Below are 15,373 nucleotides of genomic sequence, written 5' to 3'. Positions count from 1 at the left end.
GTTACTTAGTGACTATAAAATACCAATGGTTGGATAACTTATGATGAAAGGAGCATTTCTTAATTATTAATAATACATTCATTAACCCATATGACGATGATTCAGGGATAATAATAAAAAAAGCCAGCAAATGCTGGCTTATGCACTAAATCCAAGGCTAGTCGCAATATCACAGCGACGATCTAATACCCATTGACTATCAAATGGCCCCCAATCAGAGAGTTGATAGTAACCATCATTGTGACGCCTTCCATCTTGAACAAACATCAGTTCAATCCCTATTCCTGGCAGTGCTTTCAGGACATCCTGAATCGTACGGCGAGGCCACCCCGTTTTTTCGATGAGTTTGGGCACGTTTGGTCTTTCAAGGCTTTCTACTAACAAAGCTAAATACAGTCGCCTTGCAAAAACAGGACTCAGTTCCATTGACACCTCCTATTACTGTGCCGCTTCATTATTTCTGTTTTCACATTTAGAGTGTTGCGTTCGATCAATAACTTTCCAATCGTAAGCAACTGAAACACATTTTTTTTAAACAACGAAATAAAAGCATCTCTATTTTGTAAGCCACAGCGCTTCCTGATAGGATTTGACCATTAAAAAAATAATACGCCTCAACAAGGATTTTTATGACGATCACCATGTATGGCATCCCCAACTGCGACACCATTAAAAAAGCACGGAAATGGTTGGAAGCTGCGGGAGTGGATTACCAATTCCATGACTACCGCAAACAAGGTATTGATGCCGAGCTCGTGGCTCAGTTTTGCCAAGCGCTTGGTTGGGAAAATGTACTCAATAAACGCGGTACAACTTTTCGTCAGCTCACGCCGTCACAAAAAGAGTCGTTAGATGCTCACAGTGTTGTGACTTTGTTGGTTGAACAACCAGCTATGATCAAACGACCTATCTTATTGGTCGATACCCATTACCATCTCGGTTTCAATGCTCAGCAATACGCTGCTATTTTCTCTTAATACAAGGATTTCAAGGATGACAGACAGCCCTGTACTGGCGCTCGCAAAAGATCTCATTAGTCGCCAATCAGTAACTCCTGAGGATGCAGGTTGCCAAGACCTGATGATTAAACGCTTACAAGCGCTAGGGTTTGAAGTGGAAACAATGGTCTTTGAAGATACCACTAATTTTTGGGCTCGCCGCGGCACTCAATCGCCTCTTTTTGCCTTTGCTGGCCATACGGATGTCGTTCCCGCGGGCCCTTTAGCGCAGTGGCATACAGCGCCGTTTGAACCGACTGTAATTGATGGTTATTTACATGGGCGCGGGGCGGCAGATATGAAAGGCTCGCTTGCTTGCATGGTTGTCGCTGTCGAGCGCTTTATTGAACAGCACCCTAACCATCAAGGTTCGATTGCCTTTTTGATCACTTCAGATGAAGAAGGGCCATTCATCAATGGCACCACTCGCGTAGTCGATACGTTAATGGCGCGTAATGAGCCAATTGATATGTGTATCGTCGGTGAGCCATCGAGTACATTAAATGTGGGCGATGTGATAAAAAATGGCCGTCGTGGCTCAATTACAGGCGATCTACAGATAAAAGGGATTCAAGGACACGTTGCTTATCCTCACCTTGCTAATAACCCGATTCACCAAGCCTTGCCTGCGTTAGCCGAACTTGCGGCAATAAAATGGGATGAAGGGAACGCTTATTTCCCACCGACCAGCTTCCAAATTCCAAACTTGCAAGCTGGCACGGGAGCATCAAACGTCATCCCCGGTGAGTTTGACGTGCAGTTTAACTTCCGTTTCAGTACCGAGTTAACCGATGAAGAGATCAAGCGCCGCGTGCATTCTATCTTAGATGCCCATGGATTGGATTATGAATTACGCTGGACATTAAGCGGCCAACCTTTCTTGACCGATACGGGCTCATTACTGACTGCCGTCGTTAAAGCCGTCGATGAGGTGAACCACAAATCCCCAGAGCTATTGACGACAGGGGGCACATCTGATGGACGCTTTGTTGCCCAGATGGGCGCACAAGTAGTCGAACTTGGTCCTGTTAACGCGACAATTCATAAAGTTAACGAGTGCGTTAAGATTGCCGATTTAGAGAAACTAACGGATATGTACCAAAAAACCCTAGAGAATTTATTGGTGTAACCCATGACTCCAGAGCAGTTGACCGGACAAACCGACTCCCATTTAACATCAGTGCTGATTGGGCAGAAATCTTTCTTGGTTCACCCCGGGGTGATCCAAGATTTGCTCGCTCTAAAGCAAGCAGCTGACGACGCTGGGTTTGATTTCCATATCGCCAGTGGGTTTCGTGATTTTGAACGCCAATTGAACATCTGGAATCGGAAAATGTCAGGGCAAGCCGAATTACTTGATAATAACAGTCAACCGGTAAACCCTACTCAGTTAAGCGAAGAACAAAAGATATTCACGATTTTGCGCTGGTCAGCGCTGCCCGGTAGCAGCCGCCACCACTGGGGGTGTGACTTTGATGTTTTTGATCGCAAAGCATTACCGACAGGTGTCACGCTCAAGCTTGAACCTTGGGAATATCTCTCAGGCCACCAAGCTCCTTTTTATCAATGGATGAAAGAGCATTTACCTAAGTTTGGTTTTTTCTTCCCCTACCAAGGAAAGAAAGGCGGTGTTGCGTTTGAACCTTGGCATATTAGCCACAAAACAGCGGCTAAAGACTGTCTTGACCTGTTGACGCCAAGCGTATTGGCGACACAGCTTGAAAACATGCCGCTCCTAGGTATGTCGACGGTACAAGAGAACTTAGATCGGATCTACACTCAGTACATTGTTAACATCAGCCAACCGGAGTCCTAATATGGAATTCATTACCAACCCTTGGGTTATCACTATTGTAATCTTAGCGGTGTTTATCGGTAATATTGCCGCGCTGAAATACACGGCTAACATGAAATTTGGCTTGAAAGGAAAGAAGAGTGATCTGGATAAACTCAACGAACTTGATAAGCACGAAGACTCAGATTCAGAGCAAAAATAAAGGGACTTTCGTCCCTTTATTTTTCATGGATTCGTCATCACAATTACTGACGCTCGGCAATCGCCGACAGTACAGGCACCATATCTTTCAGTAGTTCTTCTTCCACCGGCTTGCCGGCTGAATTGGTCACGTTGATCGAGGTACGGTTGCCTAGATCACCTAATAAGAAGGTGTAAGTTCCACTTTTCAGCGAGATAGGTTTCACGCCAATGTCTTGCCAAAAGGCGTCATCTGGCGCGGAGTATTTCGCTTTTATTGTACCTTGAGATTGGTTGCGCTCTTCGAGCGTAAAACCGAACTGCGGCATAAGATTAGGCAAACGTTGCCACAGAACATCGTAAGAGGTACGAGCAATAATTACAGGGAAACCACTACGGTCACTGCCCATCGTAATGGGGATCTGTTTAACCAACTGTTGAGCTTTACGTGCTGCTTCTTGACGTAGATCGGTATCGTAACGAGCCGTGACCAAATTGGTCATGAACGCATTATAACGCTCTTTATTGGTGGCACTCACTGGCATCTCTTTGCCACCTTCACGCCAACCAGTCAATGAAATCTTAAAGCCAAAACGATTATTCGCCATTACCCGTGAGATTTGGTAGCGGCTACCAATCTCAACTTCTTCATCTTCGGAAACCCAAGTCACCCAATCAGTATCAATCTGGTTTTCACTTTGTGCAGCGATACCAATATTTCGCTCTTTAAGCATGGCTAACGCAGTTTGCCACACCTTGTCGGCTTCATCTTGCTTGATCATCCATAATGTCACTTCGCCATTTTGGCGCTCGGCACGCGCGCCAGGGATCAATTCTAATACTTGTTGAGGAGGACGAATATCCACAGTACGGCCAATGCCACCTTGGAAGTCACCTTCAGGGATCTGGTAATTAGGGTAAAACTGCGGAGTGGCTCCTTCAGGAAGTTGCCACTCTTTTAGAGCCGGGGTTTCTAAATAAGCAAAATCATCTTTTGCTTGGCGACGCTGAGAAGCGTTACCAGCACATGCGCTTAAAACAAAAACAGCTAGTGAACTGATAACTAGCTGATGAGTAAATTTCATTCAAACTCCTAGACTGCCGAGGAAAAAGCCTCGGCACAATATTGAATCGATTTAGAAGATACAAGCTTCGGTCATGGCTTGGGCAACCGTTGAACGTACAGGTTCAGACAGTTCAGTCAAAGGTAGACGTAGATCACCATTTGTAATCAATCCCATTTTGTGAGCAGCCCATTTCACTGGGATCGGGCTCGACTCAACAAATAGACCTTTATGCAAAGGCATCAAACGTTGATTAATAAGCTCAGCCTCGTCGAATCGGCCTTCTAATGCTAAGTGCATCATCTGCGCCATATCTTTAGCGGCAATATTATTCGTCACCGAAATAACACCTTGTCCACCTAATTTAACGAACTCCAAACCCGTCGCGTCATCGCCACTTAATAAAATAAAGTCTTTTCCACAAAGCTCACGATGAAGAGCCACTCGGCTCAAATCACCCGTTGCATCTTTCAAAGCGACAATCGTTTTAATTTCAGCAAGGCGAGCGACGGTTTCAGGACGCAAATCCACCGCTGTACGGCCTGGTACATTATAGAGAATCTGAGGGATATCAGTCTCTTGAGAAATTGCTTTGTAGTGTTGAAATAAACCTTCTTGGGTTGGTTTATTGTAATAAGGAGTCACACTTAAACAGCCAGCAATACCTGTGTTATTTAATAAACGACTAAACGTTACCGCTTCATGAGTAGCATTCGCACCCGTTCCCGCAATCACAGGAATACGTCCTTCGGCAAACTCGACGGTTTTTGCGACAACTTTGACATGCTCTTCAACGGTAAGCGTGGCAGATTCACCCGTTGTTCCGACGGCAACAATGGCGTCAGTTCCGGCTGTCACGTGAAAGTCCACCAGCTTCTTCAAACTAACAAAATCAACCTCACCATCATGATTAAACGGTGTAATGAGCGCTACGATACTTCCTGAAAACATGTCCATCTCCCTAATTTGTTACTTTCTGCATGGTACTGTAAGGCGATTGAAAAACACAAGGGATTAAATTCGCTTAATCAGCCCATTTGGATGAATATTTATCAGATGTTAGAGGTTTAACAAACAACATCAATTAAGGGCAAACTTTATAGCGGATCTGAATATGTCGATGTCAACAACACGTTATTTTCAAGACGGAGTTCTTAAAAAGCTATTCCACCACCGTTCCTCTATAATTTAACTGTGATAACATGCCCAAAACGATAAAAGTGAAGCGATATTATGACTCAGCATCTAGTGATCACTGCTGTAGGGACAGACCGCCCGGGTATCTGTAATGAAGTGGTACGTTTAGTTACGCAATCAGGCTGCAATATCATCGATAGCCGAATTGCTTTGTTTGGCAAAGAGTTCACGCTCATCATGCTGGTCTCTGGCAATACAAACCACATCACCCGAGTAGAGACAACCTTACCTCTATTAGGCCAACAACATGATCTCATCACTATCATGAAACGTACATCACCTCATGATTATCAAGATAATGCCTATACGGTTGAAGTGTTTGTTGAGTCTGAAGACAAAATTGGCCTAACAGAGAAATTCACTCAATTTTTTGCCAATCGTAATATTGGTATGGCTTCACTGAGTGCGCAGACGATTCATAAATCGAAGTTACATCTTGATCACGACCAATTTCATATTGCCATTACCGCCAGTGTCGATTCAGGGTGTAACTTAATGCAACTACAAGAAGAATTTGACAGTTTATGCAAGACACTGGATGTACAAGGTTCGCTCAACTTTATAAAAAACAGTCAATAAAAAGGAAGAATAATGAAAACGCTTACTGCAGGCACGCCAGCACCTGCTTTTTCACTTTTAGATCAAGATGGAAATACCGTTTCCCTTGCTGATTTCTCAGGGAAAAAGGTGTTGTTCTACTTTTATCCTAAAGCCATGACACCAGGTTGTACCGTTCAGGCTCAAGGCCTTCGAGATGTAAAAGCAGAACTCGATGCTCACAACGTAGTGGTACTCGGAGTCAGCACCGATCCCGTGAAGCGTTTAGGAAAGTTCATTGAACGTGATCACTTAAACTTTACTTTATTATCCGATGAAGACCACGTGGTTGCTGAGCAGTTCGGCGTATGGGGTGAGAAGAAGTTCACCCTTAGAAAATTTCCATGACAATAAACCTTGATAATTTTTTATGACAAATCTATCTTTGATATGAGGGTAACATATTGAGGGTTGTTTTGTGATAGAAACGCATGAAGACAAATATTCTGATATTTATGATGACTACCAACTGCTTTCCATCGAGGTAGATACATTAGCAAAGCTACAAATTTCAGCGAGTATCGATACTGAATCTGGAGAAGTGACGCACTCCCCCTACCTTTCCCCTTCCAATCTGGAATCCCGCTTGAAGAAAACCGATATCATCATTGCACCTGATGGGACGGTTGTTTACCCACAGTCCCTATACCTAGTGTCTAAATTGCGTGGTGAAGGAAAAGTCAAAGACACAGGGTCGATTGCAAAAGGCTTGTTAGCTTTTACTCGTTATTTAGATTCCACTCACTACTCTCAAATTGATGAAGATGGTAATGAAATACCACCTGAATATCTAACTTATAAAACCCTATCGAGGTATGAGGAAGAAGGTGCGCCTTGGCGATTTGCGGAGTTTCTACTTGCGAACTGCAATAATATTGAAGGTGCTAATGGCGATGAAGCTTTTAGTTTATCTACCGCTAGAAGTTATATGAGTGCCGTTATTGGATTCTATAAGTGGATGCAAAAGTACGGCTACATCAAAAATGACGTTCAGAATGTTGTTACCCACTACACAACAGGAACGGTGCATCAAGAGTTAAATCAGCACGATATGTTGGCTCACACAAAGTCAGGTTCTAAACGTAATTATGAAACGTCCAATCTCATGAGGATGTTTCCAAAAAAAGAAAACACTCCCGCCCATAAAAAACTAAAACCCATGCACCCTGAGCACAAGGTTTTATTTAATGAGCATGTCAATTCACTCCCAAAGGCGACAAGATTAATCTTTCGGCTATGTGTCGAGGCTGGGCTAAGAATTGACGAAGCTATTCACTTCCCCGCTCACGATATAGGAAAGGCTGACTACAGTGATTTAGATGCAGTACCAGTCAAAATCACTCACACAAAAGGTAGTAAGCCTCGAACCGTAGACATTCCCATTGAGCTTTACGAAGAGCTAGAGATGTACAAAGAAAGTAACTCACGACTTACGAACCTAAACAAACGCAATGAGCTTGTTCAGTCAGGTGAGGTATTAGATACCGTAGAGTACCTCTTTATTTCAAATAAAGGAACTCCCTACTCAGGCAGCACTTTAGAAACGCACTTTTCAAACTTTCGAAAACAGATACGTGAAGTAGATTCTTCTTGGTATTACAGGATTCATGATTTGCGTTCTACCTTTGCAACTCATTGGCTTTGGCAGGAGTCGCAAAAGCGTGCCGTTGGCTATGACTTCCTTATGGATGAACTAGCGGAACTAATGGGGCATGCAAGCACGTCAACCACTGAGAAATACATTAAGTTCATGAATAAACTGGACGACCAAATCAATATGGCTAAAGCGAAAAACCTCAAAATAAACGGAGGCTGGGCGTAATGGCGAAAAGTAAAATTACCAGACAAACCAATTCAGTTAAGCATGTACGCAATAGCCAAAATGTCGTGCCTTTGAATCTGACAATTCCTTATAAAAATTCGAGGTCAAATAAACCAAAGCAGTTCGATGTTTCTCACTTATTGCACTTAGGGTGTAACAAAGAAAATGAGAAAATAGACAGTCGAGCAGTATTTATTAGGCGGTTTTGCGAGAAAGCCAACCAATATGCCAGTAATGGTAAATCAGCAAGTACAGTCACATCTAACTACTTATTCTTGCGTTCCTATCTTGCTTTTTGTGATACGGTAAATGTTGACCCATTCACCGAAAGTGGTTATCTAAAGTTTGCTGGTAACGATGGCGAATTAAGGCATCGTATCAAGATGTTTCGCCCTTCAAGGCACCTATGGGAATACAATCATGGTGATGAGCTAGGTATTAAAGAATCGACAGCTCCCTCTATACTTACATCCCTTCGTTATGCGCTCCATTGGTGTGACTTGCCTGTTTCCGATTGGGCTTTGCATCATCGGGGGTTTGCAGGAGAAAAAACACCCTATAAAGGATATTCAGAGGAAGAAGAAGAGCTTCTTGTGACACGTTTGAGTCATTTATTCTTCACTCTCGCACCACAGCTTATTGCAGCCAAAGAAAACAACACACCTTTGCCAGAAACGCTTCCGCTTATTATTGACCTTGGTGAACATGAAGAAGTGATTCAAATTCCAACATCATTGGATGTGACCTGGGGCGGAACAAGTAAAGATGGCACAAGCGTTAATACTGGTGCCGCTTTTAACCTCACGATGGGCGCTGCATATCATTTGATGTGCTATTTCACCTCACTGAACGACAGCAACGTTCGAAATATTGCCCATCCAATTAAGGTTCATACAGAAGAGCGAGATAAGAGCCTGCAAGTTGTGAAAGTCTCAGGTCATAAGCCCAGAGCGAACAAAGAGGTCGATGCTCTGTTGGCAGGTGAGCAATTTGACATTGATAAGCGTGATGGTGTGAAGTTTATTCGATTACTCGAACGACTATCCAAGCTATATGGCAATAGTGAAGATGGCTCAGAGTTAATATTCACCCTCAATAATCACGCTGATGTGAATCATACCTTTAATTTAAAAGAGATAAATAAAAGACTCGTTCACCAACTACACTTGCTATCTCCGTACCGGGCTGGCAACCTACCTTGGTTTAAAGAGCTTTTTTACGCCTACCGCAACCAACAAACAATCACGTTAAAGAAAGTCGTTAATCACCTGGGGCGCACTGTTGTTCATAAAGAAGTCAAGACAACGACCAAAACCAAGGCTGGGCAAGGGGCAACCAATAGCGCCTATTGTATTTTATCTTGCTACACCGACTTACCGCTTAAAGGGATTTTACTTCCGCTTACCTACTCCGAAAAAGATAGTGATGGCAATATTACCGTTTCTTTTAACTATAGAAATGGCATCGGCGGCTTCTTTAAAGTCCCCGTTTCTGATTTAGCTGTAGTCAAAGAAATTGAGCAATATTCTAAAGAGAGAGCAAACAAGCAGGCCAAGAAATATGAACGACTACTTTTAGCGAAAAGGAACCACCACGTCCCTAAAGATTGGGAAGGCATCAGCCCTATTTCAGCAGAGCTAATGCGGACTTGGTCTGTTGAAACAAACCATTACTACCTCTCTCTTCAATCGAGTCGCTGGCGAGAAATGACCAGTAACCAAGCCCATGCCGAAGGTGGAATTCAAGGCGCTCAAAGCTTACTCCAGAACGCGAAGGAAACGTTAGAGAGAAGTTACCTAAACGGGCATCCATTGCTAAATAAAGTCATCCTATCTCAGAGTATAGAAGTCATTGAAAACCTCGATAATGAAACGAGCTTAGAGCAAGCAAAAGATATTGTGGTGAAAAGGCGTGGTATTCCGATGTTGTCACACGATGAGTGGAAGAAAAAGCGCACAGCAAGCAATGCAAAAACCAACCCCAACGGTCTGACTTGTAATGGGCAACAAGCCATTAGTGATGGTAAAAATACGCAGCGAGAAACAAACTATGCAGTAGGCCTAAGCTTACCTTGTGCTGAATTTGATATGTGTTACAAGTGCCAATCAGCCAAGGCGGTAGATGACGTTGAAGCTGTTTATAGGCTCATTTCATACATAGATGTTCTTAAAGAAACACTTGATATGTACCCTGATGTGAAAAGTGATATTCATGAGAAAATTGAACAGTTTGAATATACGCTAGATGGGGCTAGTGACGATGTATTTGGCGAGGCTATGCAGCGATTTAATACCCAAGGTCGTCATCCAAGAGTCTCTTTCGACCACGCTCTTTTATCCTCATAGTAATGGAGGCTAAAATGATAAAACTCTCTGACCTTGAGCATCAAAATAAGCTTCTTAAAGCACAAAAAAATGTTGGCGCTCATGCAAATTACTTAATGGATGTCTTAAAGCCAGCCATTGAGCGTGGTAATTGGGATGAACTCGAAAGTCTTGAGATAGGCTTTACTGTTACGGGTGAATCATTAGGTAAAATTGGAGATAGTGAAGCTTGGAGAAACCTACAGCCTTATTTTGAGCCAAGAGCAAAGAAAACCATTACCATTGATTTTACGCTCGATGGTAAAGTTATTGAACGTAACCTAAAAAATCAGCTTAAAACCCTCTTACTTAAAATGATGTGGCTATCACCTCACAACCATTCATTTTTGACTCTTTGGCAAGCATTAAGCTACCTAAAGAAAGTCATTATCCCGCTTTTAAATGAAGGATATAACACCTTATCCGCTTTAGACTTTGATAGACTAGAAACTTGGGAATTAACAAGCTTTACCGACATCGACTTTGAAAGAGAGACAATTTACAAAGGGTTAAATCGCCTTTATAAAGAAGCAAGAGGCTTACCGTTTGAGGTTAACCTAAATAAAAAGCTTAACGCTTCTGACTTTGGTTTAGCAATCAAAGAATCCGAGCAATATACCGTCATTCCACAGAGGCTCTACTATCTTGGTCTTCAAAAGTCAGAAGCCCTGATTAATGAAGCTTATGCCCTGCGTGATGAGCTAGAGCAATTGGCAGAATATATCACCACCTACTTTGATAAGGCCTATGTAGGTTATGCTAAGTACCTGGTCAGTGGTGAGGCTAGACAAAAAAACGGTGGTATTACATGGCTCTTAAAAAAAGAACGCAACCAGCGCACCACTGCTTTTAAACAAGCCTTCACCGCCATGCATTCTCCAAATGAAGAAGAAATATTGACGCTTCTTCACCGTCACAAACCAGCGATACCGAGCAGCCACATTGATAACTTCCATACCGAACGTAAGCTAACGATTGGACAATGGACCATCACCAATCTCAGAGAGGCTCAATCGCTTTTTATAAAGCTCAATGGTGGCAGCCTATGGGGGTTAATGGCTCGAACAGGAATGAGAGCTGATGAGATGTATGACCTAAACACAGCTCAGGGCTGCACGACTGAGATAATAAAAAGGCAGAAGATACACGTTATCCATGCCAACCTATCAAAGACAGCGAAAGGCTCTCAATCAAAGCAAGATGAATTTGTCACTACTGAAATCGGCATGAAAGCGTATGAGGTTCTTCAAGCGCTACATGCACCACTAAGAAAGCGGCATCCAGACTCACAATCTTTTTTCCATAAAACAAAAGAAGACTGTAGTGAAATAACTCAGGTTCAACTAGGGAAACATTCTCAAGCTTGGTTTGAAAATGCTATGGGCGAAGAACTTGAGCTCACCAATGAAGACATTATTGACCTAAAAACATCTGACCCAAATTTATCGTTTGAAGTGGGTGTCGATTATAGGTTTTCAGGGCATCAACTTCGCCGCTCTTTTGCTTACTACTTAATTGGTTACGAACTTTGTAACTTTCCACAACTCAAACAGCAATTTAGTCATGTATCTATGGCAATGACCCGGCACTACGCTAAGAACGCCAGCAAGTTTCAAAAGCTCAGGAAAAAGAAGCAAAACCTTGCTAATGCCATTGATGAAGAAAGAATTGACCAGAAAGCCCGTGTTTATTTGAGCATCTATCAAAAACTGGCAAACAAAGAGCGAGTTGCAGGAGGCAAAGGTAAAGAGTTTGCTAAAAGCATGATGAAAACAGACCGTAACTTATTCAAGGATAAAGTTGATAATGACATGCTTTCTCTAAGCTATTGGAAAAAGCAAATTAGAGCTCAAAACCGCCACATTCATGCTGTTGCCCCAGGGGTATATTGTACTTCCACTACCTGTGGTTTAAGAACGCTAGTTAACCTAATGGAATGTGTAGACTGCAAGAATGATTACATTGTTGATGCCGTATTTGCCGAAGCAAAGCGTAAAGAAGCCGAAATTCACATGCTTTATGATATTGAAAACAACGAACTCACTCCTCAAACCGCCTCTGAATCTTACATAAAAGTTCAAGCTGCTGAACGCATTATGGATGATTTAGGTATCGACTTTGAGCCTGTCATTTTCCCTGATGAAGTTAAGAACTTACTCATCCCATACGGAGTGATTTAATAATGTCACAGATAACCAAAAATAAGCTAATCAAAGCATTGGAAAGGCTACTGGATGGTGATGTAACGAAGTTGGCATCAAAAGAGCTGCGTAATAAAGCTCGAAAGGGCAAGCTCAAAATCAACAACAGCAATGTTGAAAAAGAAGCCGGGCTTTCCGCTGGAGCACTCAGAAGGCATGATGACGTTGTTTTAATGATAAAAAATAAGTCATTAGAAGTACAAGTTTCTCAAGATGAAACAACTGACTCCCCAATTGAAGTTCTTCAAAAAGAAATAAAGTCACTGAAAGGTGAAAGAGCGCAAGCGAATAAAAAGAAAAAAGAATATTACGACGAAGCTCAAAGCCATAAGGAAACGTTAGCCGTTCAAGCTGCCACTCATATTAAGGTCGTTCAAGAACTTATGGGGATGTTACATGAAAGTCAGCGCGAAAAGGCAATGGATAAAATCGTATCGGCTCGTTCAGATAATATTATTGCTCCCCAATTTAGAAAACCAAAGTAGCTTTTAGCACTGTAACCTCAAAAGTCGTCCTGTTTAGTGCAATCACTAGACAGGACACTAAATTAACGATAAAAACGTACACTCTAACGTAATAAAAATGCACTAAAAAGGACGTAGCGAATAACGCTACGCCACATACCATTAATTGAGAAAGTAAGGACAAAACCAATGGCAATCGAAGCTGGACAAATCGCACCAGATTTTACCCTAAATGACCAAGACAATAACCCAGTGACGCTATCTGATTTTCAGGGAAAAAAGGTACTGCTCTATTTCTACCCACGCGCTTCAACACCCGGCTGCACAGTTCAGGCTAAAGGGTTACGAGATACTAAAGCTGAGTTAGATGCCCACAATGTAGTTGTTCTTGGTGTCAGCCCAGACACACCGCAAAAATTAACTAACTTTATCAACAAGCAAGAGCTTAACTTCACTTTGCTAGCCGATGAAGAGCACACTGTTTGTGAAAAGTACAATGTTTGGCAACTCAAGAAATTTATGGGCCGCGAAAATATGGGGGTAGTACGAACAAGCTTCCTGATTGATGAGTCTGGTAACCTTGAGCATGTATTTAACAAGTTCAAGACCAAAGATCACCATGAATTCGTATTAGACTACCTAAACAGCAAATAAGCTTCCACAAGCAATTAACTCTTAACTTGGGGACAGGCATGATTGGCTACATTCGAGTATCTGATTCACAAAGAGCCGATGGCGAATCACAAAGAGAAGCTATCAAGGCGTACGCTGCTAAACGTGGCATACAAATAACGGATTGGATAGAAGAGCACGTGTCTGCCACCAAGACAGAGTTGAGTGAGCGGAAGTTATTTTCTCTCATCACCTCTCAACAAAGTATCATTGTATCGGATATCACTCGGTTGGGTCGCCATAAAGTTATGGAGCTAGTCGGTGCCATTGGTCAAATAGCCTCATACGGTGAGCTACATTTAGCATACAACGACACCATCATAAGCTCAGAGAACGTTGATAATGCTGAAATCATTTTTACAGTTATTGGGCAGTCTTTTGCCAGCGCTGTAGAAGCCAAGAAGCGCTCTGAGCGAGCTAAAGCTGGTCACGCTAAACGTAAGGCCAAAGGGCTATCATCTGGCCGTCAAAAGGGACAGAAGGTGAAATCAAGGCTTGATGAGCATACAGCGTTTATATTGAACCTTCTCGACACCAAGGCCACCAAATCTGAAATTCTTAAGCAACTAAACGAACGTGGTGTATCGATTTCTAGAAGTAGATTTTACTCTTGGTTGGAAGCTAGGGGGTTGCATAACAAGAAAGCTGAGTTTCAGGTGGACATGTTCTCATAGCAAGCCTAGTTTGTCTGACGTCCCTCACTTTTCGCAAACTCGTTTTTGTCCCAAAGTTACTTAGAATTGTCGTTGTGGTGCACTCCATTTCTGGGGACGATGGGGGTTGTTTTGGTGAGCTTGCTCTCTGTACAAAGAAAAGAGGCTGACGTTCCAGCCTCTTTTAACTATCCACACTGTAATTGTATATTTAGCTCTTAACGCTTGGTTTAAGTCACATTCCCTTTCGCCTGAAGATATTGAATTAAAGGCGCATAATCGCCGACATCAGCTTGGCGTAAGCTCGCAATGTACTCACCCCGCTCTTGGCTTTGTTTATCCAAATCTGTATTGGACCAAACTAAAGGCTTTTGTTTGAGTAGTACCATTCGTATGTAGTCCGTCATCACGCGCGAGTGACGTCCGTTGCCGTTAGGAAAAGGGTGAATTTTAACTAACCTGTGCTGTATCCGAGCCGAGAGTTCTAGGCTGTCATAGTGTTCAAACTCAATCCAGCATTTGATGTCTTCCAGTAAGTTGTGTAAATCTGGCCGGATATTCAGCGGATCGACACCAATGTTCAACTCTCGGTGACGGTAGCTGCCGGCCCATTCCCACACATCACCAAGCAAACGTTGATGCAACTCTTCCACAAACGCCATAGAAAGAATGTCATCCATGCTGGTTTTAGGCGTCGTGGCTAACCAACTCAACCCTTGTAGTATGTTGGCATTTTCAAGCTCATTAAGCTCTTCGCGAGTCGTGATGTGATCAAATTTCAGCCCGGCAACATCATCGGCATTTAGTTGGGTTGCGCCCTCTGGTTCAACAAACAGACTCATTGGTATTTCTCCTGCAAACTGACTTTCCACAAATCTCGGGTGCTGCCCGTTTTAATCTCATTGGCTAATTGAACCAGCGCTTGCTGTTGTTGCTCTGAGGTTAACTGCTGTGCTTCTAAAAACATCGATTGGTGGCTCATGGCCAAACGCTGCTTGGCCAACTCCATAGCGCGCGCTTCTATCATGTCATCAATCGACTGACGCGGAATAATCGCATAAACCAGTTCGGCATCGAGCCCGCTCGCCAGTTGTTTAAGTTGTTTGAGTGTGATGGTTTCATCGGTTTCTTTACGCTCCAATATGGAGACTTGATTACGAGAGAGATTAAGACGTTCACCTAATTGCGCGCCCGACATCCCCAAGGCCTCACGGATACTGCGCACCCAACCATTTTTCGGCGGTTTAGGCACAGATAAACCGAGTAAAGCGCTGATTTTTGCTTTGACTTGCTTGAGTGCAACGGCATAGACACCGGATTTTTTCATAATTTTGTATCTCTAATTAAATACACTGTGATGACAATAG

Annotated in this window: 16 protein-coding genes and 1 pseudogene; 12 read left to right on the top strand and 5 right to left on the bottom strand. The window is 42.9% G+C overall.

Translation table 11 applies throughout. From position 1 onward, the window contains the following. Nucleotides 1-138: 138 nt before the first annotated feature. On the bottom strand, nucleotides 139-426 hold the full coding sequence (locus AACT21_RS15400) for a winged helix-turn-helix domain-containing protein (protein WP_010318729.1): 288 nt from the start codon (nucleotides 424-426) through the stop codon (nucleotides 139-141). Between the two features lie 203 nt (nucleotides 427-629). On the opposite strand from AACT21_RS15400, the gene AACT21_RS15395 reads away from it, so the two are divergent. The 4 genes from AACT21_RS15395 to AACT21_RS15380 are packed head-to-tail and all read left to right on the top strand — an operon-like array spanning nucleotide 630 to nucleotide 2,995. After that, a complete protein-coding gene (locus AACT21_RS15395; RefSeq protein WP_017047857.1) occupies nucleotides 630-977 on the top strand; it encodes an ArsC family reductase in 348 nt (115 codons plus the stop codon). Nucleotides 978-993: 16 nt separating this feature from the next. Beyond that, nucleotides 994-2,127: a succinyl-diaminopimelate desuccinylase gene (gene dapE, locus AACT21_RS15390; protein WP_094164012.1), complete on the top strand. Its 1,134-nt coding sequence runs from the start codon at nucleotides 994-996 to the stop codon at nucleotides 2,125-2,127. 3 nt (nucleotides 2,128-2,130) lie between these two features. Beyond that, a complete protein-coding gene (locus tag AACT21_RS15385; RefSeq protein ID WP_094164010.1) occupies nucleotides 2,131-2,814 on the top strand; it encodes a M15 family metallopeptidase in 684 nt (227 codons plus the stop codon). Then, nucleotides 2,786-2,995, top strand: a complete 210-nt coding sequence (locus AACT21_RS15380; protein ID WP_013856288.1) for a DUF2897 family protein — start codon at nucleotides 2,786-2,788, stop codon at nucleotides 2,993-2,995. Before AACT21_RS15385 ends, AACT21_RS15380 begins: the two co-directional genes overlap by 29 nt. Nucleotides 2,996-3,038: 43 nt before the next feature. Here the strand turns inward: AACT21_RS15380 and bamC are convergent, their stop codons facing one another. Next, nucleotides 3,039-4,058 carry an outer membrane protein assembly factor BamC gene (bamC, locus tag AACT21_RS15375; protein WP_094147531.1) on the bottom strand — a complete coding sequence of 340 codons (1,020 nt, stop codon included), beginning with the start codon at nucleotides 4,056-4,058 and terminating at the stop codon, nucleotides 3,039-3,041. 51 nt (nucleotides 4,059-4,109) lie between these two features. Continuing rightward, complete coding sequence (dapA, locus tag AACT21_RS15370) at nucleotides 4,110-4,988, bottom strand: 4-hydroxy-tetrahydrodipicolinate synthase (protein ID WP_026028067.1); 879 nt, start codon at nucleotides 4,986-4,988, stop codon at nucleotides 4,110-4,112. A 282-nt stretch (nucleotides 4,989-5,270) separates the two neighbouring features. On the opposite strand from dapA, the gene AACT21_RS15365 reads away from it, so the two are divergent. The 8 genes and pseudogenes from AACT21_RS15365 (at nucleotide 5,271) to AACT21_RS15330 (ending at nucleotide 14,027) form a co-directional block, all read left to right on the top strand. Beyond that, entirely contained in the window at nucleotides 5,271-5,813 is a 543-nt protein-coding gene (locus AACT21_RS15365) for a glycine cleavage system protein R (protein WP_013856284.1), read from the top strand. Between the two features lie 12 nt (nucleotides 5,814-5,825). Then, a pseudogene (gene bcp, locus AACT21_RS15360) lies at nucleotides 5,826-6,158 on the top strand (thioredoxin-dependent thiol peroxidase); the annotation flags it as partial. 91 nt (nucleotides 6,159-6,249) lie between these two features. Further along, nucleotides 6,250-7,653 (top strand): tyrosine-type recombinase/integrase, encoded by a 1,404-nt coding sequence (locus AACT21_RS15355; protein WP_088729054.1) that lies wholly within the window; start codon nucleotides 6,250-6,252, stop codon nucleotides 7,651-7,653. Then, a complete protein-coding gene (locus tag AACT21_RS15350; protein WP_094147130.1) occupies nucleotides 7,653-9,998 on the top strand; it encodes a hypothetical protein in 2,346 nt (781 codons plus the stop codon). Before AACT21_RS15355 ends, AACT21_RS15350 begins: the two co-directional genes overlap by 1 nt. A gap of 14 nt (nucleotides 9,999-10,012) precedes the next feature. Then, the gene (locus AACT21_RS15345; RefSeq protein ID WP_094164006.1) at nucleotides 10,013-12,196 is read left to right on the top strand and encodes a tyrosine-type recombinase/integrase; all 2,184 of its coding nucleotides are present in this window, start codon (nucleotides 10,013-10,015) and stop codon (nucleotides 12,194-12,196) included. A gap of 2 nt (nucleotides 12,197-12,198) precedes the next feature. Beyond that, complete coding sequence (locus AACT21_RS15340; RefSeq protein ID WP_094164004.1) at nucleotides 12,199-12,702, top strand: bacterioferritin comigratory protein; 504 nt, start codon at nucleotides 12,199-12,201, stop codon at nucleotides 12,700-12,702. Nucleotides 12,703-12,870: 168 nt separating this feature from the next. Further along, a complete protein-coding gene (gene bcp, locus AACT21_RS15335; RefSeq protein ID WP_094164002.1) occupies nucleotides 12,871-13,335 on the top strand; it encodes a thioredoxin-dependent thiol peroxidase in 465 nt (154 codons plus the stop codon). A 38-nt stretch (nucleotides 13,336-13,373) separates the two neighbouring features. Continuing rightward, nucleotides 13,374-14,027: a recombinase family protein gene (locus AACT21_RS15330; RefSeq protein WP_094147128.1), complete on the top strand. Its 654-nt coding sequence runs from the start codon at nucleotides 13,374-13,376 to the stop codon at nucleotides 14,025-14,027. A gap of 209 nt (nucleotides 14,028-14,236) precedes the next feature. On the opposite strand, the gene AACT21_RS15325 is transcribed toward AACT21_RS15330, so the two are convergent. Together AACT21_RS15325 and AACT21_RS15320 are read right to left on the bottom strand one after the other, a co-directional pair. Beyond that, complete coding sequence (locus tag AACT21_RS15325) at nucleotides 14,237-14,848, bottom strand: mobile mystery protein B (protein WP_094147127.1); 612 nt, start codon at nucleotides 14,846-14,848, stop codon at nucleotides 14,237-14,239. Next, nucleotides 14,845-15,333, bottom strand: a complete 489-nt coding sequence (locus AACT21_RS15320; RefSeq protein ID WP_094147126.1) for a mobile mystery protein A — start codon at nucleotides 15,331-15,333, stop codon at nucleotides 14,845-14,847. The genes AACT21_RS15325 and AACT21_RS15320 overlap by 4 nt, the downstream gene beginning before the upstream one ends. Nucleotides 15,334-15,373: the final 40 nt, after the last annotated feature.

It is taken from the genome of Vibrio sp. V08_P9A1T1 (assembly GCF_963874405.1).
Taxonomy (GTDB): domain Bacteria; phylum Pseudomonadota; class Gammaproteobacteria; order Enterobacterales; family Vibrionaceae; genus Vibrio; species Vibrio anguillarum.
Note: the sequence above shows the minus strand (reverse complement) of the source record. Positions and strands in the feature narration are given on the sequence as shown.

Bases quoted from the DNA above. Each gene is read 5' to 3' on its own strand.
- AACT21_RS15400 (WP_010318729.1), bottom strand. From the start codon at position 426: ATGGAACTGAGTCCTGTTTTTGCAAGGCGACTGTATTTAGCTTTGTTA.
- AACT21_RS15395 (WP_017047857.1), top strand. From the start codon at position 630: ATGACGATCACCATGTATGGCATCCCCAACTGCGACACCATTAAAAAA.
- dapE (WP_094164012.1), top strand. From the start codon at position 994: ATGACAGACAGCCCTGTACTGGCGCTCGCAAAAGATCTCATTAGTCGC.
- AACT21_RS15385 (WP_094164010.1), top strand. From the start codon at position 2,131: ATGACTCCAGAGCAGTTGACCGGACAAACCGACTCCCATTTAACATCA.
- bamC (WP_094147531.1), bottom strand. From the start codon at position 4,058: ATGAAATTTACTCATCAGCTAGTTATCAGTTCACTAGCTGTTTTTGTT.
- dapA (WP_026028067.1), bottom strand. From the start codon at position 4,988: ATGTTTTCAGGAAGTATCGTAGCGCTCATTACACCGTTTAATCATGAT.
- AACT21_RS15365 (WP_013856284.1), top strand. From the start codon at position 5,271: ATGACTCAGCATCTAGTGATCACTGCTGTAGGGACAGACCGCCCGGGT.
- AACT21_RS15350 (WP_094147130.1), top strand. From the start codon at position 7,653: ATGGCGAAAAGTAAAATTACCAGACAAACCAATTCAGTTAAGCATGTA.
- AACT21_RS15345 (WP_094164006.1), top strand. From the start codon at position 10,013: ATGATAAAACTCTCTGACCTTGAGCATCAAAATAAGCTTCTTAAAGCA.
- AACT21_RS15340 (WP_094164004.1), top strand. From the start codon at position 12,199: ATGTCACAGATAACCAAAAATAAGCTAATCAAAGCATTGGAAAGGCTA.
- bcp (WP_094164002.1), top strand. From the start codon at position 12,871: ATGGCAATCGAAGCTGGACAAATCGCACCAGATTTTACCCTAAATGAC.
- AACT21_RS15330 (WP_094147128.1), top strand. From the start codon at position 13,374: ATGATTGGCTACATTCGAGTATCTGATTCACAAAGAGCCGATGGCGAA.
- AACT21_RS15325 (WP_094147127.1), bottom strand. From the start codon at position 14,848: ATGAGTCTGTTTGTTGAACCAGAGGGCGCAACCCAACTAAATGCCGAT.
- AACT21_RS15320 (WP_094147126.1), bottom strand. From the start codon at position 15,333: ATGAAAAAATCCGGTGTCTATGCCGTTGCACTCAAGCAAGTCAAAGCA.